The 26,195-nt window shown below is 71.8% G+C and carries 22 protein-coding genes and 2 pseudogenes; 10 read left to right on the top strand and 14 right to left on the bottom strand.

Annotated features, from left to right (window positions below):
• Window positions 1–17 precede the first annotated feature (17 nt).
• Complete coding sequence (locus tag DRB89_RS36490; RefSeq protein ID WP_112463608.1) at window positions 18–1,703, bottom strand: amidohydrolase; 1,686 nt, start codon at window positions 1,701–1,703, stop codon at window positions 18–20.
• A gap of 109 nt (window positions 1,704–1,812) precedes the next feature.
• A pseudogene (locus DRB89_RS36485) lies at window positions 1,813–3,042 on the bottom strand (ROK family transcriptional regulator); the annotation flags it as partial.
• A 195-nt stretch (window positions 3,043–3,237) separates the two neighbouring features.
• Between DRB89_RS36485 and DRB89_RS36480 the strand changes: the two are divergent.
• The 5 genes from DRB89_RS36480 (at window position 3,238) to DRB89_RS36460 (ending at window position 8,918) form a co-directional block, all read left to right on the top strand.
• Window positions 3,238–4,557, top strand: a complete 1,320-nt coding sequence (locus DRB89_RS36480) for a sugar ABC transporter substrate-binding protein (protein ID WP_112451019.1) — start codon at window positions 3,238–3,240, stop codon at window positions 4,555–4,557.
• A gap of 10 nt (window positions 4,558–4,567) precedes the next feature.
• The gene (locus tag DRB89_RS36475) at window positions 4,568–5,563 is read left to right on the top strand and encodes a sugar ABC transporter permease (protein WP_112451018.1); all 996 of its coding nucleotides are present in this window, start codon (window positions 4,568–4,570) and stop codon (window positions 5,561–5,563) included.
• Entirely contained in the window at window positions 5,556–6,440 is an 885-nt protein-coding gene (locus DRB89_RS36470; protein WP_112451017.1) for a carbohydrate ABC transporter permease, read from the top strand. Before DRB89_RS36475 ends, DRB89_RS36470 begins: the two co-directional genes overlap by 8 nt.
• Window positions 6,437–7,846 carry a GH1 family beta-glucosidase gene (locus DRB89_RS36465; RefSeq protein ID WP_112451016.1) on the top strand — a complete coding sequence of 470 codons (1,410 nt, stop codon included), beginning with the start codon at window positions 6,437–6,439 and terminating at the stop codon, window positions 7,844–7,846. Before DRB89_RS36470 ends, DRB89_RS36465 begins: the two co-directional genes overlap by 4 nt.
• A gap of 154 nt (window positions 7,847–8,000) precedes the next feature.
• Window positions 8,001–8,918, top strand: coding sequence for an NADP-dependent oxidoreductase (locus DRB89_RS36460; RefSeq protein ID WP_112453769.1), 918 nt, complete (start codon window positions 8,001–8,003; stop codon window positions 8,916–8,918).
• A 71-nt stretch (window positions 8,919–8,989) separates the two neighbouring features.
• Here DRB89_RS36460 and DRB89_RS43395 read toward each other — a convergent pair.
• Together DRB89_RS43395 and DRB89_RS36450 are read right to left on the bottom strand one after the other, a co-directional pair.
• Window positions 8,990–10,075 (bottom strand): annotated as a pseudogene (locus DRB89_RS43395) (MFS transporter); the annotation flags it as partial.
• Complete coding sequence (locus DRB89_RS36450; protein ID WP_112452844.1) at window positions 10,075–11,424, bottom strand: discoidin domain-containing protein; 1,350 nt, start codon at window positions 11,422–11,424, stop codon at window positions 10,075–10,077. The gene DRB89_RS36450 and the pseudogene DRB89_RS43395, both read right to left, overlap by 1 nt.
• 384 nt (window positions 11,425–11,808) lie before the next feature.
• On the opposite strand from DRB89_RS36450, the gene DRB89_RS36445 reads away from it, so the two are divergent.
• Complete coding sequence (locus tag DRB89_RS36445; RefSeq protein ID WP_162688873.1) at window positions 11,809–12,171, top strand: GPI anchored serine-threonine rich family protein; 363 nt, start codon at window positions 11,809–11,811, stop codon at window positions 12,169–12,171.
• On the opposite strand, the gene DRB89_RS36440 is transcribed toward DRB89_RS36445, so the two are convergent.
• The 6 genes from DRB89_RS36440 to DRB89_RS43390 all read right to left on the bottom strand — a co-directional run bounded on the left by DRB89_RS36440 (window position 12,158) and on the right by DRB89_RS43390 (window position 16,310).
• Complete coding sequence (locus DRB89_RS36440; protein WP_112452842.1) at window positions 12,158–12,415, bottom strand: hypothetical protein; 258 nt, start codon at window positions 12,413–12,415, stop codon at window positions 12,158–12,160. The two genes, DRB89_RS36445 and DRB89_RS36440, sit on opposite strands and share 14 nt — an antisense overlap.
• 296 nt (window positions 12,416–12,711) lie before the next feature.
• Window positions 12,712–13,302 (bottom strand): RNA 2',3'-cyclic phosphodiesterase, encoded by a 591-nt coding sequence (gene thpR, locus DRB89_RS36435; protein WP_112451537.1) that lies wholly within the window; start codon window positions 13,300–13,302, stop codon window positions 12,712–12,714.
• Between the two features lie 70 nt (window positions 13,303–13,372).
• Window positions 13,373–13,873 (bottom strand): isochorismatase family protein, encoded by a 501-nt coding sequence (locus tag DRB89_RS36430; RefSeq protein WP_112451538.1) that lies wholly within the window; start codon window positions 13,871–13,873, stop codon window positions 13,373–13,375.
• 26 nt (window positions 13,874–13,899) lie between these two features.
• Entirely contained in the window at window positions 13,900–15,249 is a 1,350-nt protein-coding gene (locus DRB89_RS36425; RefSeq protein ID WP_239516529.1) for a M48 family metallopeptidase, read from the bottom strand.
• 135 nt (window positions 15,250–15,384) lie between these two features.
• On the bottom strand, window positions 15,385–15,564 hold the full coding sequence (locus DRB89_RS36420; RefSeq protein ID WP_112451540.1) for a hypothetical protein: 180 nt from the start codon (window positions 15,562–15,564) through the stop codon (window positions 15,385–15,387).
• Window positions 15,565–15,791: 227 nt separating this feature from the next.
• Window positions 15,792–16,310 (bottom strand): hypothetical protein, encoded by a 519-nt coding sequence (locus DRB89_RS43390; RefSeq protein WP_162688872.1) that lies wholly within the window; start codon window positions 16,308–16,310, stop codon window positions 15,792–15,794.
• Between the two features lie 740 nt (window positions 16,311–17,050).
• Here DRB89_RS43390 and DRB89_RS36410 point away from each other — a divergent pair.
• Together DRB89_RS36410 and DRB89_RS36405 are read left to right on the top strand one after the other, a co-directional pair.
• Window positions 17,051–19,120 carry a discoidin domain-containing protein gene (locus DRB89_RS36410; RefSeq protein WP_204357903.1) on the top strand — a complete coding sequence of 690 codons (2,070 nt, stop codon included), beginning with the start codon at window positions 17,051–17,053 and terminating at the stop codon, window positions 19,118–19,120.
• An 81-nt stretch (window positions 19,121–19,201) separates the two neighbouring features.
• On the top strand, window positions 19,202–19,798 hold the full coding sequence (locus DRB89_RS36405) for a TetR family transcriptional regulator C-terminal domain-containing protein (RefSeq protein ID WP_112452211.1): 597 nt from the start codon (window positions 19,202–19,204) through the stop codon (window positions 19,796–19,798).
• A gap of 7 nt (window positions 19,799–19,805) precedes the next feature.
• On the opposite strand, the gene DRB89_RS36400 is transcribed toward DRB89_RS36405, so the two are convergent.
• The 3 genes from DRB89_RS36400 to DRB89_RS36390 all read right to left on the bottom strand — a co-directional run bounded on the left by DRB89_RS36400 (window position 19,806) and on the right by DRB89_RS36390 (window position 23,431).
• Entirely contained in the window at window positions 19,806–20,690 is an 885-nt protein-coding gene (locus DRB89_RS36400; RefSeq protein ID WP_112452210.1) for a formylglycine-generating enzyme family protein, read from the bottom strand.
• 245 nt (window positions 20,691–20,935) lie between these two features.
• Window positions 20,936–22,333 (bottom strand): sulfatase, encoded by a 1,398-nt coding sequence (locus tag DRB89_RS36395; RefSeq protein WP_112463604.1) that lies wholly within the window; start codon window positions 22,331–22,333, stop codon window positions 20,936–20,938.
• Between the two features lie 138 nt (window positions 22,334–22,471).
• On the bottom strand, window positions 22,472–23,431 hold the full coding sequence (locus DRB89_RS36390) for a LysR family transcriptional regulator (protein WP_112453017.1): 960 nt from the start codon (window positions 23,429–23,431) through the stop codon (window positions 22,472–22,474).
• A 207-nt stretch (window positions 23,432–23,638) separates the two neighbouring features.
• Here DRB89_RS36390 and argF point away from each other — a divergent pair, with 207 nt between their 5' ends.
• Window positions 23,639–24,649: an ornithine carbamoyltransferase gene (gene argF, locus DRB89_RS36385; RefSeq protein WP_112448649.1), complete on the top strand. Its 1,011-nt coding sequence runs from the start codon at window positions 23,639–23,641 to the stop codon at window positions 24,647–24,649.
• A gap of 24 nt (window positions 24,650–24,673) precedes the next feature.
• On the opposite strand, the gene DRB89_RS36380 is transcribed toward argF, so the two are convergent.
• Complete coding sequence (locus DRB89_RS36380) at window positions 24,674–25,099, bottom strand: ATP-binding protein (RefSeq protein ID WP_112448648.1); 426 nt, start codon at window positions 25,097–25,099, stop codon at window positions 24,674–24,676.
• A 265-nt stretch (window positions 25,100–25,364) separates the two neighbouring features.
• Here DRB89_RS36380 and DRB89_RS36375 point away from each other — a divergent pair, with 265 nt between their 5' ends.
• The gene (locus tag DRB89_RS36375) at window positions 25,365–26,192 is read left to right on the top strand and encodes an enoyl-CoA hydratase family protein (RefSeq protein ID WP_112448647.1); all 828 of its coding nucleotides are present in this window, start codon (window positions 25,365–25,367) and stop codon (window positions 26,190–26,192) included.
• Window positions 26,193–26,195: the final 3 nt, after the last annotated feature.

Below are 26,195 nucleotides of genomic sequence, written 5' to 3'. Positions count from 1 at the left end.
AGGCTCCGCGGCACCCGTCAGGCCGCCGCCCGGAACGCGCCGTGGAGGTGGGCCTGCGTGCCGGCCACCACCTCGCCCGCGACGACGACCACCTCGGCGACCGTGCCCGGGATCCGCTCCGGGGCCACGGCGAGGATGTCCCGGGACAGGACCACGAAGTCCGCCGCCTTGCCCACCGTGAGCGAACCCCGTTCGGCGTCGAGGAAGTTCGCGTGGGCCGAGCCCATCGTGTAGCCGTACACCGCCGTCGCCGCGTCCACGGTCTCCTCCGGCTGCCACGGATCGCCGCCGTCCAGCGAGCGCCGGGTCAGCGCCGTGTAGATGCCGATCATCGGGTCCATCTCGGCCACGTTCCAGTCGCTGGAGAAGGCCAGCACCGCCCCGGCCTCGGAGAGGCTCCGCATCGGCCACGCCTTGTGCCAGCGCTCCTCGCCCACGTTCTCCGCCCAGTCCTGGCCCGGCCCGGCGATCTCCGGCGCGCAGTGCCGGGGCTGCATGCAGGCCACCACTCCGAGCTGCGCGAAGCGCGGCACGTCCTCGGGGTCCAGGCACTCCACGTGCACCACCTGGTGGCGGGCGTCGCGCGGGCCGTTGACCGCCCGCGCGTGCTCGACCGCGTCCAGGACGGTGCGGATGCCCCGGTCGCCGGTGGCGTGGACGAAGCACTGGAAGCCGCGCGCGTCCAGGGCCGCGAGGAGCTCCGCGAACTCCTCCGCCGGATAGAAGGTCTCGCCGCGGTGCGAGCCGCAGCCGGTGTACGGCTCCAGCAGCGCGGCCGTGCGCGGCTCCACCACGTCGTCGATGTACAGCTTGAGGGGGCCCACGCGCAGCCGGTCCCCCGCGTACGCGCGGGCCGCCGCCTCGAAGTCGTCGAGGTCCTCGTCGGTGGTGCCGCGCGGGTGGAACAGGGCGGCCACGATCCGCGAGCGCAGCCGGCCCTCGGCGCGCGCCCGGTCGTACAGCTCCAGGTCGTCCAGGGAGTTCTGCGGCTCCACGACGGTGGTGATGCCGAAGCCGATCGCGTCGTCGAGGCTCTTGGCGAGGCGGCCGTACTGGCGGTCCGGCGAGGCCCACGGCACGCCCAGGTCGCGCAGGGCGCGGTGGCCCTGCTGAGAGAGGCCCTTGATGGCGAAGTCCTTGACGAATCCGGTGGGCTCGCCGGTGCCGGGGTCGACGGCCGCCGTGCCGAAGGGCAGGTCGGTACGGTCCTTCGCGACGCCGAGGCGGCGCATCGCCGCGGTGTTCAGCCAGGCCGTGTGCACGTCGTACGAGAGCACGATCGCGGGGACGTCGCCGGTGACCGGGTCCAGGTCGGCGGCGGTGGGCATGCGCCCGCCGGGGATCGCGGAGTAGTCGAAGGCCTCGGCCTCGATCCACTCGGCGTCCGGGTTGGCTTCGCGCCACTCGCCGATCCGGTCGAGGATCGCCTCCAGGGTCCGCACCCCGGCGAGCTGTACGCACGCGTCGTCGGAGCCGAGCCGGACGTGGTTGTGGGCGTCGATGAAGCCCGGCAGCACCAGTCGGCCGCCCGCGTCGATCCGCTCGGTGTCCGGGCCCGCCCAGGCCTCGGCCTCCGCGTCCGGGCCCACCCAGACGATCCGCCCGTCGGCCACGGCGAGGGCCTCGGCCTCGGGGAGGTCCGGGTCCACGGTGTGGATGCGGGCTCCGGTGAGCAGCAGGTCGGCGGGGGTGGGGTGCGACATGGGTGGTGCTCCTGTGCAGAGGGGGTGCGGAGACCGTAGCGGCGGACGCGCCGCGGACCTCCAGGGCCGTCTGCCAGCCCGGGGCCTCGGTCGGGGCTTCCGGCGGGGTGCGGCGGCCGCCCCTGGCGAAGAAGGCCGCCAGGGGGAGCGTGGCCGCGCCGACGGTGACCGCGTCCGGGCCGAGCGAGCCCATCTCGATGGTGACCCGGGCGGCCGGGTGGCGCAGCGAGTAGCGGGTCGCGTGCTCCCGTACCGCCGGAAGGATGTGCGGGCCCAGCATCAGGCCCGCCCAGCCGCCGATCAGGATCCGCTCCGGCTGGAACAGGTTGATCACGTCCGACAGGCCCGCGCCCAGGTACTCGGCCGTCTCGTCGAGGACCTCCAGGGCGACTTTGTCGCCGCCGCCCGCCGCCGCCAGCAGTGCGGCCAGGGCGTCCTCCTCGTCCCCCGCGACCGCCTCGGCGTCGCCCCCGCGCTCCGCCCACCGGGCCAGCAGCGATTCGGCGCCCGTGTAGGCCTCCAGGCAGCCCAGTGCCCCGCAGCGGCAGCGCCGGCCCCGGACCTGGACCGTGAGGTGTCCCCACTCCAGCGGGGCGCCCTCGGTGGCGCCGCCGTCCGGGGAGCCGTCGGTGATCAGGCTCGCGCCGACGCCGGAGCCGAAGAGCACGACGACGGCGTCGCGCGCGCCCCGCCCGGCGCCGAACCACATCTCGGCCTGGCCGAGCGTGCGCGCGCCGTTGTCGATGATGTACGGGATCTCGGGCGGTACGGCCCCCGTCGCGCGCAGCAGTTCCTCGAGCGGGACCGCGTCCCAGCCGATGGTCTGCCCGTGGACCACGGTTCCGCCCGGCGCGTCGCGGTCCACGATGCCGGGTACGCCGATCCCGACCCCGAGGAGCCGGTCCGTGCCGACCCCCGCCTCCGCGAGCACGGTGGCGATCCCGGTCCGTACGTGGTCGACGATCGGGCCGACGTCGTAGCAGCCGCGCGGCTGCAACGGGAGCTCCGTACGCGCCAGTTCGGTGAGGGTGAGGTCGAACAGCTCCACCCTGACCCGGGTTTCGCCGACGTCGATTCCGATCATGTGCGCGCTGCCCGGCGCGATCCGCAGCAGCGTGCGGGGCCTGCCGCCGTCGGAGTCGACGATCCCGGCTTCCTCCAGGAGTCCGTCCGCGACGAGTTCACCGACCACGTTGCTGACGGATCCGGAGCTCAGGCCGGTGGCGGGGCCGAGCTCCTGCCGGCTCATGGGCCCTCCGAAGTACAACCTCTGCAGCACGGCGCTGCGGTTGCCCCTTCGCAGGTCCCGCACCGTACGTCCACTGCGCCCCGCGGTCATGTGGCTCCTTCCGCCTTCATATCGATCGCAACATACCCCTGCGCGACCTCTTGACGCGACCCTTTCACGAGGCTTAACTCACGTCCTAAATTAAGGCCTGGATCAAACGGGGCCGCCCGTACCGGGTTGGGGCCCGGTACTCGCACCGCTTCGCAGGCCTTTCTTACCGACCTTGCCGAAAGGGACCGAGCCGCCATGCGCAGAACCCGAGCCGTCGCCGTCACCGCCGTCACCGTCTCCATGCTCGCAGCCGCCACCGCCTGCGGGGGCGGATCCGCGGAGAACGAGGGCGGATCGAACACCGCCCCCAAGGAGCTCACCTACTGGGCCTCCAACCAGGGCCCCGACATCGCGGCGGACCAGGCGACCCTCGGCCCGGAGCTGAAGAAGTTCGAGGAGCAGACCGGCATCAAGGTCAAGCTCGAAGTGGTCCCGTGGTCGGACCTGCTCAACCGCATCCTCGCCGCCACCGCGTCCGGGCAGGGCCCGGACGTCCTCAACATCGGCAACACCTGGTCCTCGTCCCTCCAGGCCACCGGGGCCCTGCTGCCCTGGGACGCCAAGAACTTCGACGCCATCGGCGGCAAGGACCGCTTCGTCGACTCCGCCATCGGCTCGGCGGGCGCCGCGGGCAAGGACCCGGCCGCCGTCCCGCTGTACTCGATGTCGTACGCGCTCTACTACAACAAGAAGATGTTCCAGGAGGCGGGCATCGAGAAGCCCCCGGCCACCTGGGACGAGATGGTCACCATCGGCCAGAAGCTGTCCAAGGACGGCAAGTGGGCGCTCGGCGCGGAGGGCTCGAACCTCTCCAACAACATCCACCAGGCCTTCGTCTTCTCTCAGCAGCACGGCGCGAGCTTCTTCGACGCCTCGGGCAAGCCCACCTTCGACACCCCCGCCAACGTCGAGGCCGTCAAGCAGTACGTCGACCTGATGGCCAAGGACAAGATCATCGCTCCGGGCAACGCGGAGTACGACAAGAACCAGTCCCTCCAGGACTTCGCCAACGGCAAGACGGCCATGGTCCTGTGGCAGAGCGCGGCCAGCAGCTTCAAGACCCAGGGGATGAAGGAGGGCGACTGGGGCGTCGCCCCCGTCCCGGTCCCGGCCGGCGGCACCCCCGGCACCGGCAAGAACGTCAACTCCATGGTCGCCGGCATCAACATGGCCGTCTTCAAGAACACCGACAACCTCGACGGCTCCCTGAAGTTCGTGAAGTTCATGACCAGCGACGAGGAGCAGAAGCTCCTCAACAAGACCTACGGGTCCATCCCGCCGGTCAAGGCCGCCCAGGCCGACCCGGCCTTCGCCAACGCCGACCTCACCGTGCTGCGCAACACGCTCTCGACGAGCGCCGCCCCGCTGCCGCAGGTCCCCGAGGAGTCGCAGTTCGAGACCGCCGTCGGCACGGCCGTCAAGGAGCTCTTCGCCGAGGCCGCGGCCGGCCGCCCGGTGACCGCGGAGTCGGTCAAGGCGCGGCTCACCAAGGCCCAGCAGCAGATGCAGAAGTGAGACCCGTTCCATGCCTGCGACACCCGTAGCGGAAAGACCGGTCGCCACGGAGGGGAAGGTCCGGCGCACGACCGCACGCGTGCGCCGGCCCGGCCGCGCCAAGCGCGCCGCCCTGCCGTACCTCCTGCTCCTGCCCGCCCTGATCCTCGAACTGCTCATCCACCTGATCCCCATGGTCATGGGCATCACGATGAGCTTCCGGCAGCTGACCCAGTTCTTCATCCGGAACTGGTCCAGCGCCCCCTGGTCGGGCTTCGACAACTACGAACTCGCCGTCGACATCAACAAGCCCGTCGGCGAGGCCCTCCTCAACTCCTTCTACACGACGGTGCTGTTCACCCTCCTGTCCGTCGGACTGTGCTGGTTCCTCGGCACCGCCGCGGCCGTGTTCATGCAGGAGACCTTCCGGGGCCGCGGCATCCTGCGCGCGCTGTTCCTGATCCCCTACGCGCTCCCGGTCTACGCGGCCGTGATCACCTGGGCGTTCATGTTCCAGCGGGACAACGGCCTGGTGAACCACGTCATCCACGACCAGCTGGGCCTCGGCGGCGCCGACCACACCTTCTGGCTGCTGGGTGACAACAGCTTCTGGGCACTGCTGATCATCTCCGTCTGGAAGGGCTGGCCGTTCGCGTTCCTCATCGTGATGGCCGCCCTCCAGAACATCCCGAAGGACCTCTACGAGGCGGCCGCCCTGGACGGGGCCGGGATCTGGCAGCAGATCCGCCGGATCACCCTGCCCTCGGTCAGCGCCGTCAACCAGGTCCTGGTCCTGGTGCTGTTCCTGTGGACCTTCAACGACTTCGGCACGCCCTTCGTGCTGTTCGGCAAGGCCGCACCCGAGGCGGCCGACCTCGTCTCCATCCACATCTACCAATCCAGCTTCGTGACATGGAACTTCGGCACCGGATCGGCCATGTCCGTCCTCCTGCTGCTGTTCCTGCTGCTCGTCACCGCCGTCTACCTGTTCGTCACGACACGGGGACGGAGGGAGTCCGATGTCTGACCACGGCCGCCGCGCGCGGACCCGTACGAGGTCGCCCCTGGATCCGCCGGTCTCTTTCAAGGTGATCCGGGCGCTCTTCCTCGCCGTCCTCTCCGTCTTCGTCCTGGTGCCCGTCTACGTGATGGTCACCAGCTCCCTCAAACCCCTCAAGGACGTGGCCGGCCAGTTCCGCTGGATCCCCAGCGGGCTCACCGTCCGCCCCTACATCGACATCTGGCACACCATCCCGCTCGCCAAGTACTTCGTGAACTCGCTCATCGTGGCCGGCGCGGCCACCGCCTGCTCCGTCGTGATCGCCGTCTTCGCGGCGTACGCGGTCAGCCGCTACCGCTTCCGCGGCAAGCGCCTGTTCACCGTCACGGTGCTCTCCACCCAGATGTTCCCCGGGATCCTCTTCCTCCTCCCGCTGTTCCTGATCTTCGTGAACATCGGGAACACCACCGGGATCGCCCTGTACGGATCCCGGGGCGGGCTGATCCTCACCTATCTCACCTTCTCCCTCCCCTTCTCCATCTGGATGCTCATCGGGTACTTCGACTCGGTGCCCCGCGACCTCGACGAGGCCGCCACGGTGGACGGTTGCGGCCCCCTCGGCGCACTCTTCCGCGTCGTCATCCCGGCCGCCGTGCCCGGCATCATCGCCGTCGCCGTCTACGCGTTCATGACCGCCTGGGGCGAGGTCCTCTTCGCCTCCGTCATGACGAACGAAGCCACCCGGACCCTGGCCATCGGGCTGCAGGGCTACTCCACGCAGAACGACGTCTACTGGAACCAGATCATGGCCGCCTCGCTCGTCGTCAGCATCCCCGTCGTCGCCGGATTCCTGCTGCTCCAGAGGTACTTGGTGGCCGGACTCACGGCAGGAGCCGTCAAATGACCCTTTCGGAAACCCGTTTCGACGCGGGCCGGACCACCGCCGCCCGCACCTCCTACGACCCCGCCCCCATCGACCTCGCCGCCCTGCCGCGCGACTTCGCCTGGGGCACCGCGACCTCCGCCTACCAGATCGAGGGCGCCGTCGCCGAAGACGGCCGCGCCCCCTCCATCTGGGACAGCTTCACCCGCACCCCCGGCGCCATCGACGGCGGCCACAACGGCGACACCGCCTGCGACCACTACCACCGGTGGCAGGGCGACATCGACCTGATGCGGCAGCTCGGCACCAACGCCTACCGGCTCTCCGTCGCCTGGCCGCGCGTGCTGCCCGGCGGCGACGGCCCCGCCAACGACAAGGGCCTCGACTTCTACGACCGGCTGATCGACGGACTCCTCGACGCCGGCATCGAACCCTCCGTCACCCTCTACCACTGGGACCTGCCCCAGGCCCTCCAGGACCGGGGCGGTTGGCCGGAGCGGGACACCGCCGAGCACTTCGCCGCGTACACCAGCCTCGTCGCGGGCCGCCTCGGCGACCGCGTCACCCAGTGGGCCACGCTCAACGAACCGCTGTGCTCCGCCTGGATCGGCCACCTCGAAGGCAGGATGGCCCCCGGCGTCAGCGACCTCACCGCCGCCGTCCGGGCCTCGTACCACCTGCTCCTCGGCCACGGACTCGCGGCCCAGGCCGTGCGTGCCGCAGCACCCGGCGCGCAGATCGGCATCGTCAACAACCTCTCCACCGTCGCGCCCGCCAGTGACAGCGACGCCGACCGCGCCGCCGCCCGGCGGATGGACGGCCACGTCAACCGCTGGTGGCTCGACCCGGTCCACGGCCGCGGCTTCCCCGCCGACATGCTCGAGGTCTACGGCGTGGAGCTGCCCGAACGCCCCGGCGACCTCGAGACCATCGCCGCCCCGCTCGACTGGATCGGCCTGAACTACTACTTCCCGCAAGTGGTCACCGCCGACCCGCACGGCCCCGCCCCCTACGCCCGGATGATCGACCGGCCCGACGTCCAGCGCACCGGAATGGACTGGGAGGTCGACGCCGACGGCCTGGAGACCCTGATCATGCGCCTCACCGAGGAGTACGGGGCCCGGCGCATCCACATCACCGAGAACGGCTCCTCCTACCCCGACACCATCGCCCCCGACGGCAGCGTCCACGACCCCGAGCGCAGCGCGTACCTCACCGCCCACCTGGCCGCCTGCGCCCGCGCGGCCCGCCGCGGCGCACCGCTGGCCGGCTACTACGCCTGGTCCCTCCTCGACAACTTCGAATGGGCCTACGGCTACGACAAGCGCTTCGGCCTGGTCCACGTGGACTACGACACGCAAGAGCGCACGGTCAAGACCAGCGGCCGCCACTACGCGGACGTGATCGCCGCCCACCGGGCCCTGTAGCCCACCCCGCTCCGCCCGCTCCGCCCGCTCCGCCGCGCCGCGCCCGCCCGTCCTCCCCGGGCGGGCGCGGCATTTCGTGGTGGGATGGAGAAGGGGCCAGGCACCACCGGTTCAGGGAGAGGCGAGGCGCATGTCCGAAGAGGCAGAGGGCACCATGCGGGCGATGGCGTACGAGACGTACGGCGGGAACGAGGTGCTCTCCGAGATCCGGCTCCCGGTCCCCAAGGTGGGTCCCGGCGAGGTCCTCGTCCGCGTCCGCTGCGCCTCCGTCAACCCCGTCGACTGGAAGATCATGGCGGGCGGCCTCGACGGCCTCATGGACGTCGTCCACCCGGTCGTCCCCGGCTGGGACGTGGCTGGGACCGTGGAGTTCGTCGGCATCGACACCCCCGAGTTCACGGCCGGCGACGAGGTCATCGCCTACGCCCGCAAGGACTACGTGCACGGCGGGACCTTCGCCGAGTTCGTGACCGTGCCCGTACGGGCCCTCGCGCACAAGCCCGCCTCCCTGGACTGGCGGCAGGCCGCGGGACTGCCCCTGGCGGGCCTGACCGCCTACCAGCTGCTCACCCGCCTCGACACCGGCAAGGGGGACACCGTCCTCGTCCACGGTGCGGCCGGCGGCGTCGGCACCCTCGGCGTGCAGATCGCCCGCGCGCTCGGCGCCCGGGTCATCGGCACCGCCTCCGCGCGCAACCACGACCGGCTGCGCGCGCTCGGCTGCGAGCCCGTCGAGTACGGGGACGGCCTCGCGGGCCGGGTCCGCGAGCTGGCGCCCGACGGGGTCACCGTCGTCGCCGACTTCGTGGGCGGCGTCCTCGACAGCACCCTCGCGGTGCTGGCCGAAGGGGGACGGCACGCCTCCATCGCCGACCACACCGTCCTCGGCGCCGACGGCCAGTGGATGTGGGTACGGCCCAGCGGCGCCGAGCTCGCCGAGCTGGGCCGCCTCGCCGACTCCGGGCAGCTCACCGTCACCGTCGCCGAGACCTTCCCGCTCGCGGAACTGGCGGCGGCCTTCGAGCTGAGCCGGGCCGGACACACCGCAGGCAAGATCGTCCTGGAGGTCTGAGCGGGGCGGGCGGGCGGCCGCGAACGCGCGACCGCGCGCCGCCCGGTCGGACCGGGCGGCGCGCGGTTGCCCGCCCTGCCCGCGGCGGGGAGCACCGGTCCGGCGAGGGCCATCAGCACCCCGTCGGTGCAGGCGTAGAAGACGCCGAGCAGGGCGAGCACGGGCACGAGGACGAGCGGGGCCGGGCCGCCGGCCGGCGCGAGCAGGACGAGGTAGGCCCCGAGCAGCGCGAGGTGCCCGCAGAGGAAGGGCAGCCGCCGCCCGATCCGGTCCGCGAGCCGGCCGACCGGGACCGCGAGCAGCAGGTAGCCCGCCGCCGCGCCGAGCGGCAGCAGGGGGAACCAGGCGGGGGAGAGCCCGAGCCGACGCTGGAGCAGGAGGTAGAGGAAGGCGTCGCCGATGGTGGCGGCGCCGAGCAGGGCGGCGGCCGCGAGGATCCGCCGGAAGGCGGGATCGCGCAGCGCCGCGAACGCCCCGGACGGTCTGCCGGCGGGCTCGGGAGCGGCCGGGCCCGAGAGCGGTGCCGGGTGGCGCCCGGGAACGTAGAGGACGAGGAGCAGGACGCCGAGCAGTCCGACGCAGAAGCTCACGAAGAACACCGCGTCGTACGCGCCGGCGGTGGCCCAGAGCAGGGCGAAGGCGGCGAGCGGACCGAGCAGGGCGCCGGCGGTGTCCATGGCCCGGTGCACGCCGAAGGACCGGCCGAGCGCGTCGGGGTGGCTGCTCAGGGTGATCAGCGCGTCGCGCGGCGCCGTACGGATGCCCTTGCCGACCCGGTCGGCGGCCAGGGCCGCCGTGATCCCGGCGGTGGCGCCGCCGGCGAGCAGCAGGCCGAGCCGGGAGCACGCGGAGAGGGCGTAGCCGATCCCGGCGACGCGCTTGTACCGGTGGCCGCGGTCGGCGAAGTGCCCGCCGAGCAGCCGGACGACCGCGGCGCCACCGCCCAGCAGGCCGTCCAGGAAGCCGAATTGGAGGGGTGAGAGACCGAGTCCGAGGACGAGGTAGAGCGGCAGCACCGCCGTGACCATCTCGGAGGAGACGTCGGTGACGAGGCTGACCGTGCCGAGTGCCAGGACGGTGCCGGGAACGCGCCGGCCCTCCCCGTGGGAACGGGGTGGGGCCGGCGTGTCCCGGCGGCCTGTGGTCGCCAGGTACATCAGTGGCAGGTGTACTTCGGGCTGGTGTCCTTGACGCTGCCGTCGGCGCCGACGTAGCTCCAGCTGTAGCCCGAGTCCGTGAAGTCCATCTTCAGGACCCCGTACTGGCCGCTGATCCGCTTCTGGCTGTTGGGCTGGACGGTCTCGATGTCGTAGGGATCGGCGCCGCCCATGCCGCCGACGATCTCGGTGATCCCGTCGGAGACGGCCTTGCCGCTCGGGTCCTGCGGGGCGAACCGCTCGTAGTGGTGGTCGTGCCCGTTCAGCACGAGGTCGGCCTTGGCGCCGTACAGGATGTTCCAGACGGGCTTGCTGACCGGGTCGTTGCCGTGGCCGCCCGAAGAGAACAGCGGGTGGTGCCAGTACGCGGCGATGCAGGACTTGCCGTTCGCGGCGAGGTCGGCCTTCAGCCAGTCGATCTGGGCCTTCTGGTCGAAGGAGTTGGAGTCGAGGGCGATGAAGTGCCAGTTGCCCTCGTCGAAGCTGTAGTAGCTCTTGCCCTGCGGGTAGGCGACCGCCCCGAAGTACGCCTTGTAGCCGGCGAGCGGTCCGGCGGGGTCGTACGTCTCGTGGTTGCCCGGGACCGGGCGGGTCTTGTCCTTGAAGGCGCCCCAGGACTTGTCGTAGTAGTTGCGGAAGTCGGCGATCCGGGCGTCGTCGTACTGGTTGTCACCCATCGTCAGGTAGAACTTCGGGTTGATCTGCTGGGCCCGCGCGGCGGTCTTGGGGTGTGCGCAGGCGCTGTCGGAAGCGGTGCACTGCGCGGCGATGTCGCCGGCGGCCACCACGGTGAACGCGCCGGTCTGCGGGGGCTCGCCGCCGCCGAGGGTGCCGTACGCCTCGACCTCGTGCAGCGAGTAGCCGTAGGCGGTGCCGCGGGCGGTCCCGTACACGCGCAGGTACCGGCCCTTGCCGGACAGGCCGGTCCAGTCGTCGGTGCCGCCGTTGCCGGCCGTCTCGTTGGCGAGGCGGGTCCAGGTGGAGCCGTCGGCCGAGATCTCGACCCGGTAGACCTTGGCGTACGCGGCCTCCCAGCTGAGCCGGACGCGGGTCACGTCGGCGGTGGCGCCGAGGTCGACCCGTATCCACTGCGGGTCCTTGCCCTCCGCGCTCGCCCAGCGGCTGGCCGCGTCACCGTCGAAGGCCTTCTGCGGTCCGAGGGCGGAGCTCTCGCTGGAGGACGCGGTGGCGGGCTTGCCGCGCGAGATGAGGGGGTCGGCGGCGGCGCCTGCCCGTTCGGGGTAGGCGAGCAACAGCCCGCCGACGAGGAGGAGTACGGCGGTGACGACCACGCCCACCGTGCGGCGTGGTGCGGTGATTCGGGGGGTGCGTGGGGTGCTCAGGCTCATTCCTGACTCCCTGGCCTTTGTGGGTGGCGAGAGCTGGCACGGGTGCGCGACCCCGCGACCCGGCCCGTGTGCGGGCAGGAGGCGGTGCCGCAGCGGCCGGGTCAGAGCTCTCGCTGAGCGCGTCATGCCCACGACACGGGGCACCGCGCCAAGCCGCCGAACCGGGATGCTAGCAAACAGGAAACTTTCCTACCAGTGGTCTGGGGGGCGTCTGTTGCGAGCTCACCGACCCGGAATCCGTCGGCCGGATCGGGAACGAACGGGGCTTCACGGGCATCTAGTGCTGTGTCGCAAACACCCCCTGGGGGCACGGGCGCCACGCCATGACCCGCCGGGCCCTGAAAGAGGTCGATTCCCATCAGCGTCATCCGCCGCGCGAAGGACGTGCTCCGGCGCGTCAACCGCGCCCTCAGCCGCCCCGACGCCGCCGTGCTCCTCGACGCGGACTCCGTCCTGGTCGTCACCCCCGGGGCGGACACCGTCTGGGCTCCCGGCGACCGGGTGCGGATCGGCTGGCGCCTCGTCGGCCTCACCGGGCACCCCATGGACATCGCCCTCGTCCGGGTCGACGGCTCGCGCGTCTCCGAGGACCTCGCCGTCCTGGCCACCGACGTCGAGCCCGCCGACCTCGGCCTCACCGTCACCGTGCCCGAAAACCTGACTCCCGCGGGCAATTACGCCATCGCGGTCACCTCGCACGACCCCATGGCCGTCTACAGCCCCGCCTTCCGCATCACGGCCGGCTGATGGGCAGCGGCCCCGTGCGGGGCAGCGGCCCCGTGTGGGGTCGCGCGGTCCGCGCGGGGCCGGGAAGGCGGTCGGACCCGGCCCCGGCCGGGTGCGGCCGCTCCGCGCGCAGTTCGCCGAGCAGCCGGCGCGGGGCGGAGAAGAGCCCCTGCCCGTCGGAGGTTCGGGGCGGCGGCCCCGGTATGTCGTCGGCGCTGATCAGCCATATCCCCGCGGCCGCCGCGACCACGGTCAAGGCCCCCATGGCCCGTTGCCCCCGACGGCTTCCACCCGGCATGTCTGCCCCCTTGTCCGTGCGCACTGCCCCGCCCGGACCGTCGGCGAGTTCGGTCGCCGACGGTCCGCTTCCGGCCCAGCACACGACAGGCCCCCGCGACTCGCACCCCGAACCGGTGGAGCCCACCCGGCGTGTCGCGGACACGCCACAACCCGGCGGCCAACGACCCCGCAGGTCACGGGGGATGACGGCCCGTGCGCGGCCGATCGTCCCGCGATGTCGGCCGAACGGGTGACACGGGGAGCGGGGGCCGGGGGCCGGGGTCAGGCCGGGTGCCCGCCGCCGAGGTTCCACGCCTCGATGTCGCGGTAGTGGATCGCTCCCGGACCGCGGCCGATGTTGCTGCCGACCAGGTGCAGGCGCTCCGTCGGCCACGGCCGGCCGGTGAACCCGGCCAGTCCGGCGGCGGCCTCCACGGCGGAAGAGGCATCGTTCCGGCGGGCGCGGGCCAACGTCAGATGGGGGCGCAGCGGCCGGTCCTCGAAGGGGATGCCGCACTCCTTGACCACGGCGCGCACGTCCGTGGCGAGCAGGTGCAGCCCGTCCACGTCACCGTCGATCCCGCTCCACAGCACCCGCTCGCCGAAGTGCCCGCCGCCGCGCAGGCCCAGTCGTACGGGCCCGCGCGCCGCCGCGAGCTCCGCCAGCGGAGGCTGCAGCAGCGAGGCGGCCCCGACCGGGAGTTCGCCGAGGAACGCGAGCGTGATGTGCCAGTCCTCGATGCGGTTCCACCGCATGTGCGGGTACGCCTCGTAGGCGGGGCGGAGCGCTCGCGCCAGTTCGTCCTTCGCTTCGTCGGGCGGGGCGAGGGCGACGAAGAGGCGAACGGTCGCGGGCTGGATCTGTTCGTTCACAAGAGCCTTCGTACAGTGCGCCGGACGGTCCGGTCGCCTTCGGCCGGTACGCGCGGTGCTCGCGCCCGGCTCAGACGTAGTGCGCGGTGTCGTGCACGTCGCCGAACCGCGGAAAGATCTTCTCCACGGTGAAGTCGTGCTCGTCGGCGGCGAACCCGGACATGGCGTCGGCGACGAACTCCAGCTCGTAGCCGTGATCGCTCGCGGCCCGCGCGGTGGACTCGACCCCCATCGTGGTGACCAGTCCGGCGAGCACCAGCGTGTCCACGCCGAGACCGCGCAGTCGGTCGTCCAGGCCGGTGCCGTGGAACGCGCCGACGGTGCGCTTGACGATCACGACGTCCCCGGGCTGGACCAGACCGTCGGCGAAGCCGCTGCCCGGAGGCTGCTCGCTCACGCCGGGCCGCTCCACCCGAACCGCCACCACCGGCCGGCCGGCCGCCCTGAACGCCTCGGCGAGCAGGCGACAGCGGTCCAGGACCCGCTCACCTGAGTGCGGTGCCACGGGCAGGGCGATGATGCGGGGCATCAGGTCGACGAGGATCAGTGCGGACGTCACGGAGGCGATCATAGGACAGGGCCCGGGGCCGCCCCTCCTCAGCCCGCGTGGTCGCGGATGACCTCCCGGGCCAGTACGGCCCGGGCCGGGGCCAGTTCGCCGGCCACCGCGGCCGCGCGCGCGGCGGCGTACGGGACCTGCGGTGCGAAGGGGCCGTGCACCGCGGCGCACCGGCGGCGCAGGTGGGTCGGCGGGTGCGTGGCATCGACGCTGTGCCCGCGCAGGGCCGCGACCCGCCGCAGGCGCTCGTACTCGTGCTCCGGCATGTCGGCGAAGTTCGCGGCGAGCCGCTCCCACAACCCGTCCTCGGGCCGCCCGCCGTCCGCGCGCCCGTCCCGTCCGCCCAGCCTGACCTTGGTCCGGGCACCCACTGACTCCCGCCGCAGGAAGTCCCCGACGGACCCGCACACCAAGAGCCGGTCCATCAGCGCCGCGGCCGCCTCCGTGGAGCCGGCCCGGGCCGCACTCCGGTCGGCCAGGTACTCCGCGCGCTGCGACTGGCGCAGGGTCAGGTGGTCCAGGAGCGTCAGCAGCCCGAAGACGGTCCACCGGGGCAGCCACATCAGCACGGCCATGATCCGGTCCACGAGCCCGCTGTGCGGGAGGGGCGTCAGGACGTAGTTCCACATGGCCAGGGCGCGCAGCGCGTCGTCCATGAAGGCGCCCCGGCGGGTGTCCCCGTTGGCGAAGTGGCCCAGCTCGTGACCGAGCAGGGCCACCCGCTCGTGGGGCGAGAGGATCTCCCACAGCCCGAGGCCGATGGTGAGGAGCCGCCGCGCCCTCAGGCCGTAGTTCGTGACCGAGGCGTTGGCGTCGGTGTCGACCACCACCACGTGCACGCCGGTCGTCCCGACGACATCCGCGACGTCGTCGATCAGCGCGAAGAGCTCCGGCGCGTCCGCCCGGTACAGCACGGGCCCGTCCTTCGGGAGGCGCGGGCGCCGCGGCCGCATCAGCCAAGCCAGGCCCAGCATCAGCGCGCCGATCGCCGGCAGGATCCCGGCGCCCCAGCCCAGGAGCAGCAGCAGGACCCCCGCCACCGCGAGGAACACGGTCACGCCGTTCACGAGCAGGGCGATCCCGAACGCCACGACCGTATTCGCGTCGTGCTTCACGGGTCCGAAGGCCTCGCCGGACCGGCGGGAGGCGCTGGACTGGCCTGACTCGCCGGACCGCTCCATCTCGGCCGCGAGCTGCTCCCCGTGCTTCCGGGCCATCCGCCGCCGGGCGGCGGCGATCCGGCCGCCCTCCGGATCGGGCGCACCCGGATCCACGTTCCAGTCGCAGGCCGCGCACCAGACGACGTACCGCTCGTCGACGGGCACGCCCGCCCCGCACTCCGGACATGACCGGACGGCACGTCGCACCAGGTCACCGATTGTTTCCACGATCCCGTTCCCCCCGCGCGGACCACCGTGCTCCGCGGTCCCGGAAGGATAGAGGGGGCCCGGCCGAGGACCGTGGGCGGGTGGCTCCCTGATCGGCATCCGGACAGCCGACCGCAAACCTTTCCGGTCACAGCCCTAGCGGCGCGGGAGGACGTCGGACCGGCCGGGTAGCGCTCCTTGCCTCGGGCGGAGCGGCACCCGGGCCCGCTGGCGCCGGACGTGCCGGGTGCGCACGGCGGCGTAGAGCGCGGCGGTGGCCAGGCCGGCGGCGCACCAGACGACGAGGATCACCGCGAGGGTGGTGAGGAGGGCCATCAGAACTCCTCCGGGGGTGAGACGGCGGGGCCGGCGGCGGGCAGTCCGCCGACGGGAGAACGGCAGGCAGGGCGTTCCGGTTTCGCCCGGAGCGCCATCGAAATGGAGCGGAACTCACCGCCCTGCCTGTCGCGTTCCCGTTGCGGGGGCTCCTCACACGCGCCGGGGGGCACCGCTCCGTCGGAACGCGAGCCCCCGTACACCATCGTCCGACGTCAGCATCTCCCTTACCCGGTGGCCGTGTTGACGATGTGACGGATGATGGCCGCGGCCTCGCCCGGATGCCGCTCCAGCCAGTCGTCGAGGTGTTCGCGGACGGCATCCCGGACGCAGTCGCCCGCTTCGGCGTTGCGGAGCCTGCTCCTGGTGGATCCCTCGAAGACGGGATCGGCGAGTGTGACGGAGACGACCGCGACCAGTCCTCCGCGGACCTCCTCGGCGGTGAGCTCCCGGGCGGGCTCACCGTCGTCCGCGGGCAGCAGCCGCTGCCGGCGCGCGTGGTCGTTGAGGACGGCCGTGAGCGAGGTGAGGAAGCCCTCCTCGTGGGCGCCGCCCTCGAGGGTGCGGGTGCTGTTCGCGAACGTGCGGATCTCCTGCCGCGGCCCGGTGTTCCACTGCAGGGCGACCTGTGCGCGGACCGTCCCGTCCCCGCTCTCCGACGCGAAGCCGATGGCGGGGGAGTGGACGCCCCGAGCTGTCCCCCCGCCGTCGGCGCGGGCACCTGCCGTCTTTCGACGTCCACCCATGAAACGAACAGAAAACGTGGCTGAGACACCGGGCCGCCCCCCTTCCCACAAGCCGTGCTTGGCCGGAAAACGGCCACCCACCCATGGCCGCGGGCATGACAATCCACGGGGCGGAGGTGTCTGGGGCACACGGATCGGTGAAGCAGAAACGGAGAACATGTGAACGCGTGGCGGGGGCGCGCGCGGGCGCGTTCGACCGGCGCCGGAGGCGAGCAGGCCCGGCAGCCACCGGCTCCGGCAGCGCACGGGGTGCCCGTCGAACCCTTCCCTTCCTGGTGGCGGCGTACACGGCATCCTCACAATCGGCCCCGCGCGGGCCCGGCCGGCGGGTGCGCGGCCGCCTCGGGTCCGCGGGAAACGGCCCGCCCCGCCGGACCCGGATGGCCGAAAAAACATCCTCCGCGTCCAGGCGTGCACCCGGGCCCCCTCGAACGCCTCACATGCGGCCGCCACGACCACCGGGGCCGCCGCGGCCGCCACGACCGCCCGGCCGGCCCGATCGCGGCCCGTGTACGTTCCGTGCGGATCCCGTCCACCGCGTCGCAAAGGAACACGGGGGCACGTAAGGTGACGAGCCATCAGGTCATGTGACCCGGACCCTTGACTCTGTACCCGGCAGTAGCGATTCTCGAAGCAATGCTTGCGCGGGACATGACAAACAACTGTCGGGGCGCTCACGCCCCCGGTGGACTGTGTCCTCGACCGCGCCCTGCGCCGAACCGAGGACGTGAGTGGTGGCCATGACCCGACAACCGCAACCCCAGCCGCACCGCAGACGCAAGCCGATCGCGATCCTGTCACTGCTCCTGGGCCTGCTGGCCACGGTGCTCGGACCCGTCCCGGGGGCCGCCGCCGACCCCGGATGGTGGAACCCCTCCGCGCGGCCCGCACCCGATTCCCAGATCAACGTGACCGGCGAGCCCTTCAAGGGCACCGACGCGCAGGGCAACGTCCGGGGCTTCGTGGACGCCCACGACCACATCATGTCCAACGAGGGCTTCGGCGGCCGTCTGATCTGCGGAAAGCCGTTCTCCGACGCCGGGATCGCCGACGCGCTCAAGGACTGTCCCGAGCACTACCCCGACGGCACCCTGGCGATCTTCGACTTCATCACCAAGGGCGGTGACGGCAAGCACGACCCCGACGGCTGGCCCACCTTCAAGGACTGGCCCGCCCACGACTCGCTGACCCACCAGCAGAACTACTACGCCTGGATCGAGCGGGCCTGGCGCGGCGGCCAGCGCGTCCTCGTCAACGACCTCGTCACCAACGGGGTGATCTGCTCGGTCTACTTCTTCAAGGACCGCGGCTGCGACGAGATGACCGCCATCCGGCTGGAGGCGCAGAAGAGCTACGACATGCAGGCCTTCGTCGACAAGATGTACGGCGGCCCCGGCAAGGGGTGGTTCCGCATCGTCACCGACTCCGCCCAGGCCCGCGAGGTGATCAAGCAGGGCAAGCTGGCCGTGGTCCTCGGCGTGGAGACCTCCGAGCCCTTCGGCTGCAAGCAGATCCTCGACATCGCGCAGTGCAGCAAGCAGGACATCGACCGCGGCCTCGACGAGCTGTACGGGCTCGGCGTGCGCAGCATGTTCCTGTGCCACAAGTTCGACAACGCCCTGTGCGGGGTCCGCTTCGACGAGGGCGCGCTGGGAACGGCCATCAACGTCGGGCAGTTCCTGTCGACCGGCACCTTCTGGAAGACGGAGACGTGCGCGGGCCCGCAGCACGACAACCCCATCGGCCTGGCCCCGGCGGCCTCGGCGGAGAAGGAGCTGCCGGCGGGCGTGGCGGTGCCCTCGTACGCTTCGGGCGCCCAGTGCAACACCCGCGGCCTCACCGAGCTCGGCGACTACGCGGTGCGCGGCATGATGAAGCGCAAGATGATGCTCGAGATCGACCACATGAGCGTGAAGGCGGCCGGCCAGGCCTTCGACATCCTCGAGAGCCAGTCCTACCCCGGCGTGATCTCCTCGCACAGCTGGATGGACCTCGGCTGGACCGAGCGGCTGTACAAGCTCGGCGGTTTCGCCGCCCAGTACATGAGCGGCTCCGAGGCCTTCAGCAACGAGGCCAAGCGGACGGACGCGCTGCGCGACAAGTACAACGTCGGCTACGGCTACGGCACCGACATGAACGGCGTCGGCGGCTGGCCCGGCCCGCGCGGCGCGAACGCGCCGACCCCGGTCACGTACCCGTTCCGCAGCACCGACGGCGGGTCGGTCATCGACAAGCAGACCACCGGCCAGCGCACCTGGGACCTCAACACCGACGGCGCCTCGCACTACGGCCTCGTGCCCGACTGGATCGAGGACGTACGGCTCGTCGGCGGTCAGGGCGTGGTGGACGACCTGTTCAAGGGCGCCGAGTCCTACCTGCGCACCTGGGGCAACTCCGAGCAGCACAAGGCCGGGGTGAACCTCGCGGCGCACACGGCCGCCTCCGCGAGCTCCTCCGAGTGGAACCCGTTCGTCAGCTACGCGCCCGGCCGGGCCGTGGACGGCGACCGGGGCAGCCGCTGGGCGAGCGACTGGAGCGACGACCAGTGGGTCCAGTTCGACCTCGGTTCCGTGAACCTGGTCAAGCGGGTCACGCTCGAATGGGAGCGGGCGTACGGGAAGTCGTACCGCGTGGAGGTGTCCGCGGACGGGGCGGCCTGGCAGCCGGCCTGGTCCACGACGACCGGTGACGGCGGCCTGGACACGGCTCAGTTCGCGGGGGTCCCCGCCCGGTACGTGCGCGTCCACGGAACGGGACGCGGCACGCAATGGGGTTACTCCCTGTACGAAGTCGGCGTATACAGCAGCTGACGGCGCCGAAGGGGGTGCCCGGGGCCGGCCGGCCATCGGGCACCCCCTTCGGGGCGGCACCGAGCGAAGGGGGACCCGTACATGGCACGGATGCCGTTGACCGACCGGCGTACGCAGCTGACGGAGGCGGCGATCCGCGCGATGACCCGCGACGGGGTGGCCCGGACGACGACCCGGTCCATCGCGGCCGAGGCGGGCGTCTCCCTGAGCGTCTTCCACTACTGCTTCGACTCCAAGCAGGCGCTGCTGGAGTCGGTCATCGAGACGATCACCGCCCACTACGTCACGATCGTGAAGGCGGCGATCCAGCCCCGGGCGACGCTGCGGGAGACCATCCGGGCCGGCTTCCAGGCCTACTGGGACCATGTGGCGGCCAGTCCCGGCGCGCACATGCTCACCTATGAGCTCACCCAGTACGCGCTGCGCCAGCCCGAGTTCGGGCACCTGGCCCGCCGGCAGTACGAGTCGTACTGCGAGACCTACGCCGAGCTGATCGAGGAGCTGCGCCGGATCACGCCGTTCGAGCTGAGCGTTCCGGTGACCGTGCTGGCCCGCTACCTGGCGGCCATGACGGACGGGGTGACGCTGAACTTCCTCGTCCTCGGCGACGACAAGGCCGCGGCCGAGATCCTCGACATGGTCACCGACCACGTGGCCGGGCTGGTCCGGCCGAGCTGACCCTCCCTCAGGCTGCCACTCTGAAGCCGGTGTTGGAGGTCGAGCTGTCGGGCGTGTTGGAGCTGCGCGCGGCGACCCGGTAGCGGTTGCAGTACGAGTCGTGGCAGAGGAAGGAGCCGCCGCGCATCGTGCGGGAGCCGTGGCCCGGGCCGAACGGGTCCTCGCACCACTCCCACACGTTGCCGACGGCGTTGTACAGCCCGTGGCCGTTGGGGCGGTACGACTTCACCGGGACGGTGCCGAGGTGCGCGCCGGTGTGGGCGGTCGGGAAGTCGCCCTGCCAGATGTTGAGCAGCGTGCGCCCGCCCGGGGCGAGTTCGTCGCCCCAGGGGTAGCGGCGCTGCTCCAGACCGCCGCGGGCCGCGTACTCCCATTCGGCCTCGCCCGGCAGTCGGGTCCCGGACCAGGAGCAGTACGCCCGGGCGTCGTTCCACGAGACGTGGACGACGGGGTGGTTCTGCCGGGTCGTGACGGACGAGCCGGGCCCCTCGGGATGCTTCCAGCTCGCGCCGGACACCGCCCGCCACCACGGCACTGCGGCCACGGGCGGTGCGGTGGCCGCGAGTTCCTGCCCGAGCAGGCCGGCGAAGACGAAGGAGAACCCGAACTCCTCGGCCTCGGTGACGTGTCCGGTGGCCTTGACGAAGGTGGCGTACTGGGTGTTCGTCACGGTCGTCGGGGCGATCCGGAAGGGACCCACCTCCACCTCCCTGACCGGCCCCTCGCCGTCCGCCGGGAACCCGTCCGCGTCCTCGGTGCCCATGAGGAAGCGGCCGCCGGGCAGGTCGAGCAGGCCGCGCACCGCCCGGGGCGCGGGGAGCGCGGGCGCGGCGAGCAGGGTGACGGCGCCGGCCGCCGGGGACTCGTGTCCCGGGGTGCAGCAGGAGGACATGGTGGCTCCGATGAAGGTTCAGTGCGATGCGATGCGGTGCGGTCCGGCCGGGCGCGGGTGGGCGCGCCCGGCCGGAGGTCCTGGCTAGTGCTGTGGCCGGAAAGGTTTGCCGGGTCGCGGTGTCCGGTGCGGTGCATCGCAAGACGGAGGACCACGCCTCGTACTGGACGTACCGGTGTGGTCCGACAACGCGGCGAGGTGCCGTGCCGGGCGCCGCGACCCGGTGGACCTTTCCGGTCACAGCACTAGCCGACCCGGTCGGCGGCGAGCTGGGCGGCGAGGGCGGGGATGCCCAGGTTCCGCTCCTGTGCGGGGGTGGCCTGGTAGAGCTTGTTGACCAGCTGGTACGGGTCGGCGACGAGGTCGTAGTACTCGCGGAACGTAACCTCACCGGTGCCGGAGACGGTGCCGTTGGCATCGGTGTGCAGCTTGTAGTACTCCACGTACTGCTTGTCCTTGGACACGTAGGAGGACCAGGTTCGGTGGTCGGCTCCGGTGCCCTTCTTCCACCATTCGACGAGCAGGTGGTCGCGGCTGTACGAGGTCAGCAGCGACCTGCCGTCCTGCGGCGTGGTCGGGGTGATCCCGGCGGCGTCGAGGATGGTGGGCGCGATGTCGATGTTGGCGACGATGCGGTCGTCCACCGTGCCGGCCCCGAGGCCCCCGGCGGGCCAGGAGAGGTAGAACGGCACCTCGTGGGCGGGGCTGTAGGGCACGGACTTGGCGGTCCAGCCGTGGTCGCCCCAGCCGAAGCCGTTGTCCCCGATGTAGAGGACGAGGGTGTTGTCCAGCTGGCCGAGGGCCGCGAGCTTGTCCTTGAACGCCTGGACGGTGTCGTCGACCGACAGGAGCGTGCGCAGCTGCTCGGCGCGGATGCGCTTGCCGTCGGCGAGGGTGCCGGTGGCTTCCTGGATGTAGGGCGGCTTGTCGCTCCGGTCGGCCTCCGTGACGGAGGGGCGTCCGTTCCATTCGGGGACGGGGGTGCCGGCGTACTTGGGCTCGGGGGTGCGGGGTCCGTGCGAGGCGTAGGGGGTGACGTAGGCGAACCAGGGGCGGGTGTCGGTGGACGCCTTGTCCAAGAAGCCCAGCGTCCGGTTCTTGATGACGTTCGTGGTGTAGCCGTTGATCGTCTGGACCGACCCGTTCACATTCCACTTGGCGTCGACGTATCCGGGCTGGAGCAGCGCGAAATCCTCGAAATGCGGGGGCGCGTCGGCGATGTTCCAGGAATTCAGGTATTTGCCGAAAAGACCTGTGCGATATCCGGCCTGCTTCAGATGGCGCTGGACGGTGGTGCTCTGGTCCAGGGCGGCCGAAGCGGCGTTGTTGCGGACCCCGTGGTTGTGGGCGTGGCGGCCGGAGAAGATCGAGGAGCGCGAGGGTGCGCACAGGGGTGTGGTGACGTGGCCGTGGTGGAACTTCACACCTTGGCCGGCGAGCCAGGCAACGGTCTTCTGAAGTGCCCATTCGGTCTGTTTGGGCTGGTCGTCGGTGACGATCAGCAGAATGTTCGGGCGGTTCGCGGCCGCTGCGGGGCTCGCCGCCGCCTGGCCGATCGCGGGCACGGTGACGGCGGCTGCCGCCGCTGCCGTGCCCGCGAGGAATCCTCTCCGGCTCACCTGCGCCCGGGCTTTCTTGCTCATCGGTATTTCCTCCTGCCGTCCGAAGGGGAAATGGTGTGGCGGCCACTTGCCATGCGGAAAGCGTAGAGGGAGCCGAATCCCCTTTCCATGTACGGAGTGTGAAATGACATCAGGGGCGGCAGAACCGGCGGCGGGGGCTCAGTCCAGGGCCGGGTGGACTTCCGGATGCTCGTCCCACCAGGCCCGGTGGAAGGGGTTGTTGTCCACGTTGGCCAGGTACGCGCGGGCCGCCGAGCTGTAGAAGAGCTCCGCCTGCCGGGCCGAGACCGTCGAGCGGTTCCAGGCGAGGCGGATCCGCCCCATGATGGGGGCGCCGATCAGGGGGCGGATCACCGTGCCCGCGACCGCCGGCGCGGTGGGCTGGCACAGGGAGACGGCGCGGCCGGCGGAGATCAGGTCGTACTGCATCATGCGGTCGGTGATGCGGTAGCGCAGCGAGGGGACGAAGCCGGCTTTGGCGCAGGCCTCGACCAGCGCCTCGGGGCCGCCGTCGTCGTCCTCGATCAGCGTCATCCACGTGTCGTCGGCGAGGTCCGCGAGGTCCAGGGCCTCCAGCCGGGCCAGCGGGTGCCGGGCGGACATCCGGATGCAGAACGGCTCCTTGGGGACCAGGGTCCGGGCGAGCACTCCCCCGGGCAGCGGCACCTCGTGGTCGTTGACCTCTCCGTAGACGATGACGTCGTAGCGGCCCGCGCCGAGCATCCGCACCAGGGCGGTCACCGAGTCCTCCAGGTCCACGGTGATCTCCCGGCCCGACAGGACCAGGTCCTGCTGGGCGATCAGACCGTCGACCAGCACGAGCAGGATGCAGCCCAGCCGCAGCGGGGCGCCCGCCGTCCGGGCCCGCGTCTCGGCGCCGAGGGCGTCCATCTCGCTGAGCACCCTGCGCGCCTTGGCGAGGACGAACTGGCCCAGGGGGGTGGGTTCGACCCCGCGCCGGCCCCGGACGAAGAGTTCGCCGCCGGTGACGCGCTCGATCCTGCGCAGCTGGGCGGAGAGCGCCGGCTGCGAGACCCCGAGCTTGCGCGCGGCACCACCCAGGCTGCCCGTTTCCGCTATCTGGCAGACGGCTTGCAGATGTCTCAACTCCAGCTGCATCCCGGCAGCTTACGCAGCGTCACCCGCCCGCACCATAACGCCGGTCTTATGCACGCAGGGATGTCCCGATCTGGTCATGGACACGCCCATACTCGGCCGCGAACAGCCAGAACGGGCAGCGGCGGGGGTCCGCGGGGGTCTGTATATCAATACAGAGCATCGTATAGACTTCCAGCGTTGCCCCGTCACCGTGACTTTGGAGTCCCCATGGCCACCGACCTCGTCGGCCGCAGTTTCCTCAAGGAGCTCGACTTCTCGGCCGCCGAGTTCCGCGGCCTGGTCGAGCTCGCCGCCGAACTCAAGGCGGCCAAGAGGGCCGGGGCCGAGCGGCGGCGCCTCCAGGGCAAGAACATCGCCCTGATCTTCGAGAAGACCTCCACGCGCACCCGCTGCGCCTTCGAGGTCGCCGCCGCCGACCAGGGCGCCCACACCACCTACCTCGACCCCGCCGGCTCCCAGATGGGCCACAAGGAATCGGTCAAGGACACCGCGCGGGTGCTGGGCCGGATGTTCGACGGCATCGAGTACCGGGGCGACGCGCAGGACACCGTCGAGCAGCTCGCCGCGCACTCCGGCGTACCCGTCTTCAACGGCCTCACCGACGACTGGCACCCCACCCAGATGCTGGCAGACGTGCTCACGATGACCGAGCACTGCGCCAAGCCGCTGGAGCGGATGGCCTTCGCCTACCTCGGCGACGCCCGGTTCAACATGGGCAACTCCTACCTGGTGACCGGCGCGCTGCTGGGCATGGACGTACGGATCGTCGCGCCGCGGCGGTACTGGCCGGCCGAGCCCGTGGTGGCCGCGGCCCGCGAGCTGGCGGCCGGGAGCGGCGCCCGGATCACCCTCACCGAGGACCTGGAGGAGGGCGTCGCGCAGGCCGACTTCGTGCTGACGGACATCTGGGTGTCCATGGGCGAGCCCAAGGAGGTCTGGGACGAGCGGATCGAGGCGCTGTCCCCGTACGCCGTCACCATGGACGTGCTGCGCGCCACCGGGAACCCGGACGTGAAGTTCATGCACTGCCTGCCGGCCTTCCACGACCTCGGCGCCGAGGTGGCGCGGGAGATCCACGAGCGGCACGGGCTGGACTCGCTGGAGGTGACGGACGAGGTGTTCGAATCCGCGCACTCGGTCGTCTTCGACGAGGCGGAGAACCGGCTGCACACCATCAAGGCGGTCCTCGTCGCGACGCTCGCGGGGCCGGACGCATAGTCATGCGCCCCGCTCGGCGCTCTTCTAGTGGGGGCGCCGGGCCGGCAGGGTGAACCAGACGGCCTTGCCGTGCGGGGTGCGGCGGTGGCCGCAGGCGGAGCTGAGGGTCCGGATCAGCAGCAGGCCGCGGCCGTGCTCCTGCCAGGGATCGGGGTGCGCGGAGTCCGCGCCGGGGGCGGTGAGGTCGCCGGGGGCCTGCGGGTCCCCGTCGTGGACCTCGACCTGGCACCCGTTGGCCAGCAGCTCCACGACCAGCTCGATCGGGGCGGCGGAGGGGGTGTGCTCGACGGCGTTGGCGACCAGCTCGGCGGTGAGCAGCTCGGCGGTGTCGCTGTCGGCGGGGGCGTCGGTGTCGGCGAGCGCCGTACGGACCAGGGCGCGGGCGATCGGTACGGCGGCGGTGGTGTGCGGCAGGGTGATCCGCCAGGCTGTGGCGGAGACGTCGGACAAGGCGGGACCGTCCGTTCCGTGGTGGGCTTCGGGGTCGTTCCGAGGTCGTTCCGGGGTCGTTCGGGGTCGTACTGCGGAGGAAATCCTGCTTTCAACGATACGAAGTGGAAATGTCGGACCGTAGGGCACCCCGACGTGAGCGCAAGGGACGAGGGCCACACCGGTTCGGGACCTTCGGTGCGTGTGGCGGGCGGGCTCGCACCGGGAGGCCGGATGTATCGCGTTTCTGTGACGGTGGTCACGAGCCGGTGATACCTTCGGGAAGGTGAGCCCCTTCCTTGGTTCCACTCCAGCGACCGAACGCTGGCGCCACCTGCGGGTGGACCGGCGCGACGGCGTCGCCACCGTCACCCTCGACCGCCCCGAGAAGCTGAACGCGCTCACCTTCGGCGCCTACGCCGACCTGCGCGACCTGCTCGCCGAACTGTCCAGGGAGCGTTCCGTGCGCGCCCTCGTGCTCGGCGGCGAGGGCCGCGGCTTCTGCTCCGGAGGCGACGTCGACGAGATCATCGGCGCCACCCTCGCGATGGACACGGCCCAGCTCCTCGACTTCAACCGGATGACCGGCCAGGTCGTGCGCGCCCTGCGCGAATGCCCCTTCCCGGTGATCGCCGCCGTCCACGGCATCGCCGCCGGCGCGGGCGCCGTCATCGCCCTCGCCGCGGACTTCCGGATCGCCGACCCCACCGCCCGCTTCGCGTTCCTCTTCACCCGCGTCGGCCTCTCCGGCGGCGACATGGGCGCCGCTTACCTGCTGCCCCGGATCGTCGGGCTCGGCCACGCCACCCGGCTCCTGATGCTGGGGGAGCAGGTCAGGGCCCCCGAAGCCGAGCGGATCGGGCTGCTGAGCGAGGTGACCGAGGAGGGCGGGGCCTTCGCGCGGGCCGCCGAACTCGCCGCGCACCTCGCCGCCGGCCCCGCCCTCGCCTACGCGCAGACCAAGGCGCTGCTGACCGCCGAGCTCGACATGCCGCTCGCCGCCTCCGTGGAGCTGGACGCGAACACCCAGGCGCTGCTGATGAACGGCGAGGACTACCGGGAGTTCCACGCGGCCTTCACCGGGAAGCGGGCGCCCCAGTGGAAGGGCAGGTAGCGC

The organism is Streptomyces sp. ICC4 (assembly GCF_003287915.1).
In the GTDB taxonomy this organism is placed as follows: domain Bacteria; phylum Actinomycetota; class Actinomycetes; order Streptomycetales; family Streptomycetaceae; genus Streptomyces; species Streptomyces tritrimontium.
This window is presented reverse-complemented; position numbering and strand designations above follow the sequence as displayed.

Excerpts from the sequence above, each read along its gene's own strand:
- DRB89_RS36490 (WP_112463608.1), bottom strand. The coding sequence starts at position 1,703 with ATGTCGCACCCCACCCCCGCCGACCTGCTGCTCACCGGAGCCCGCATC.
- DRB89_RS36480 (WP_112451019.1), top strand. The coding sequence starts at position 3,238 with ATGCGCAGAACCCGAGCCGTCGCCGTCACCGCCGTCACCGTCTCCATG.
- DRB89_RS36475 (WP_112451018.1), top strand. The coding sequence starts at position 4,568 with ATGCCTGCGACACCCGTAGCGGAAAGACCGGTCGCCACGGAGGGGAAG.
- DRB89_RS36470 (WP_112451017.1), top strand. The coding sequence starts at position 5,556 with ATGTCTGACCACGGCCGCCGCGCGCGGACCCGTACGAGGTCGCCCCTG.
- DRB89_RS36465 (WP_112451016.1), top strand. The coding sequence starts at position 6,437 with ATGACCCTTTCGGAAACCCGTTTCGACGCGGGCCGGACCACCGCCGCC.
- DRB89_RS36460 (WP_112453769.1), top strand. The coding sequence starts at position 8,001 with ATGCGGGCGATGGCGTACGAGACGTACGGCGGGAACGAGGTGCTCTCC.
- DRB89_RS36450 (WP_112452844.1), bottom strand. The coding sequence starts at position 11,424 with ATGAGCCTGAGCACCCCACGCACCCCCCGAATCACCGCACCACGCCGC.
- DRB89_RS36440 (WP_112452842.1), bottom strand. The coding sequence starts at position 12,415 with ATGGGGGCCTTGACCGTGGTCGCGGCGGCCGCGGGGATATGGCTGATC.
- DRB89_RS36430 (WP_112451538.1), bottom strand. The coding sequence starts at position 13,873 with ATGATCGCCTCCGTGACGTCCGCACTGATCCTCGTCGACCTGATGCCC.
- DRB89_RS36420 (WP_112451540.1), bottom strand. The coding sequence starts at position 15,564 with ATGGCCCTCCTCACCACCCTCGCGGTGATCCTCGTCGTCTGGTGCGCC.
- DRB89_RS43390 (WP_162688872.1), bottom strand. The coding sequence starts at position 16,310 with ATGGGTGGACGTCGAAAGACGGCAGGTGCCCGCGCCGACGGCGGGGGG.
- DRB89_RS36410 (WP_204357903.1), top strand. The coding sequence starts at position 17,051 with ATGACCCGACAACCGCAACCCCAGCCGCACCGCAGACGCAAGCCGATC.
- DRB89_RS36405 (WP_112452211.1), top strand. The coding sequence starts at position 19,202 with ATGGCACGGATGCCGTTGACCGACCGGCGTACGCAGCTGACGGAGGCG.
- DRB89_RS36400 (WP_112452210.1), bottom strand. The coding sequence starts at position 20,690 with ATGTCCTCCTGCTGCACCCCGGGACACGAGTCCCCGGCGGCCGGCGCC.
- DRB89_RS36395 (WP_112463604.1), bottom strand. The coding sequence starts at position 22,333 with ATGAGCAAGAAAGCCCGGGCGCAGGTGAGCCGGAGAGGATTCCTCGCG.
- DRB89_RS36390 (WP_112453017.1), bottom strand. The coding sequence starts at position 23,431 with ATGCAGCTGGAGTTGAGACATCTGCAAGCCGTCTGCCAGATAGCGGAA.
- argF (WP_112448649.1), top strand. The coding sequence starts at position 23,639 with ATGGCCACCGACCTCGTCGGCCGCAGTTTCCTCAAGGAGCTCGACTTC.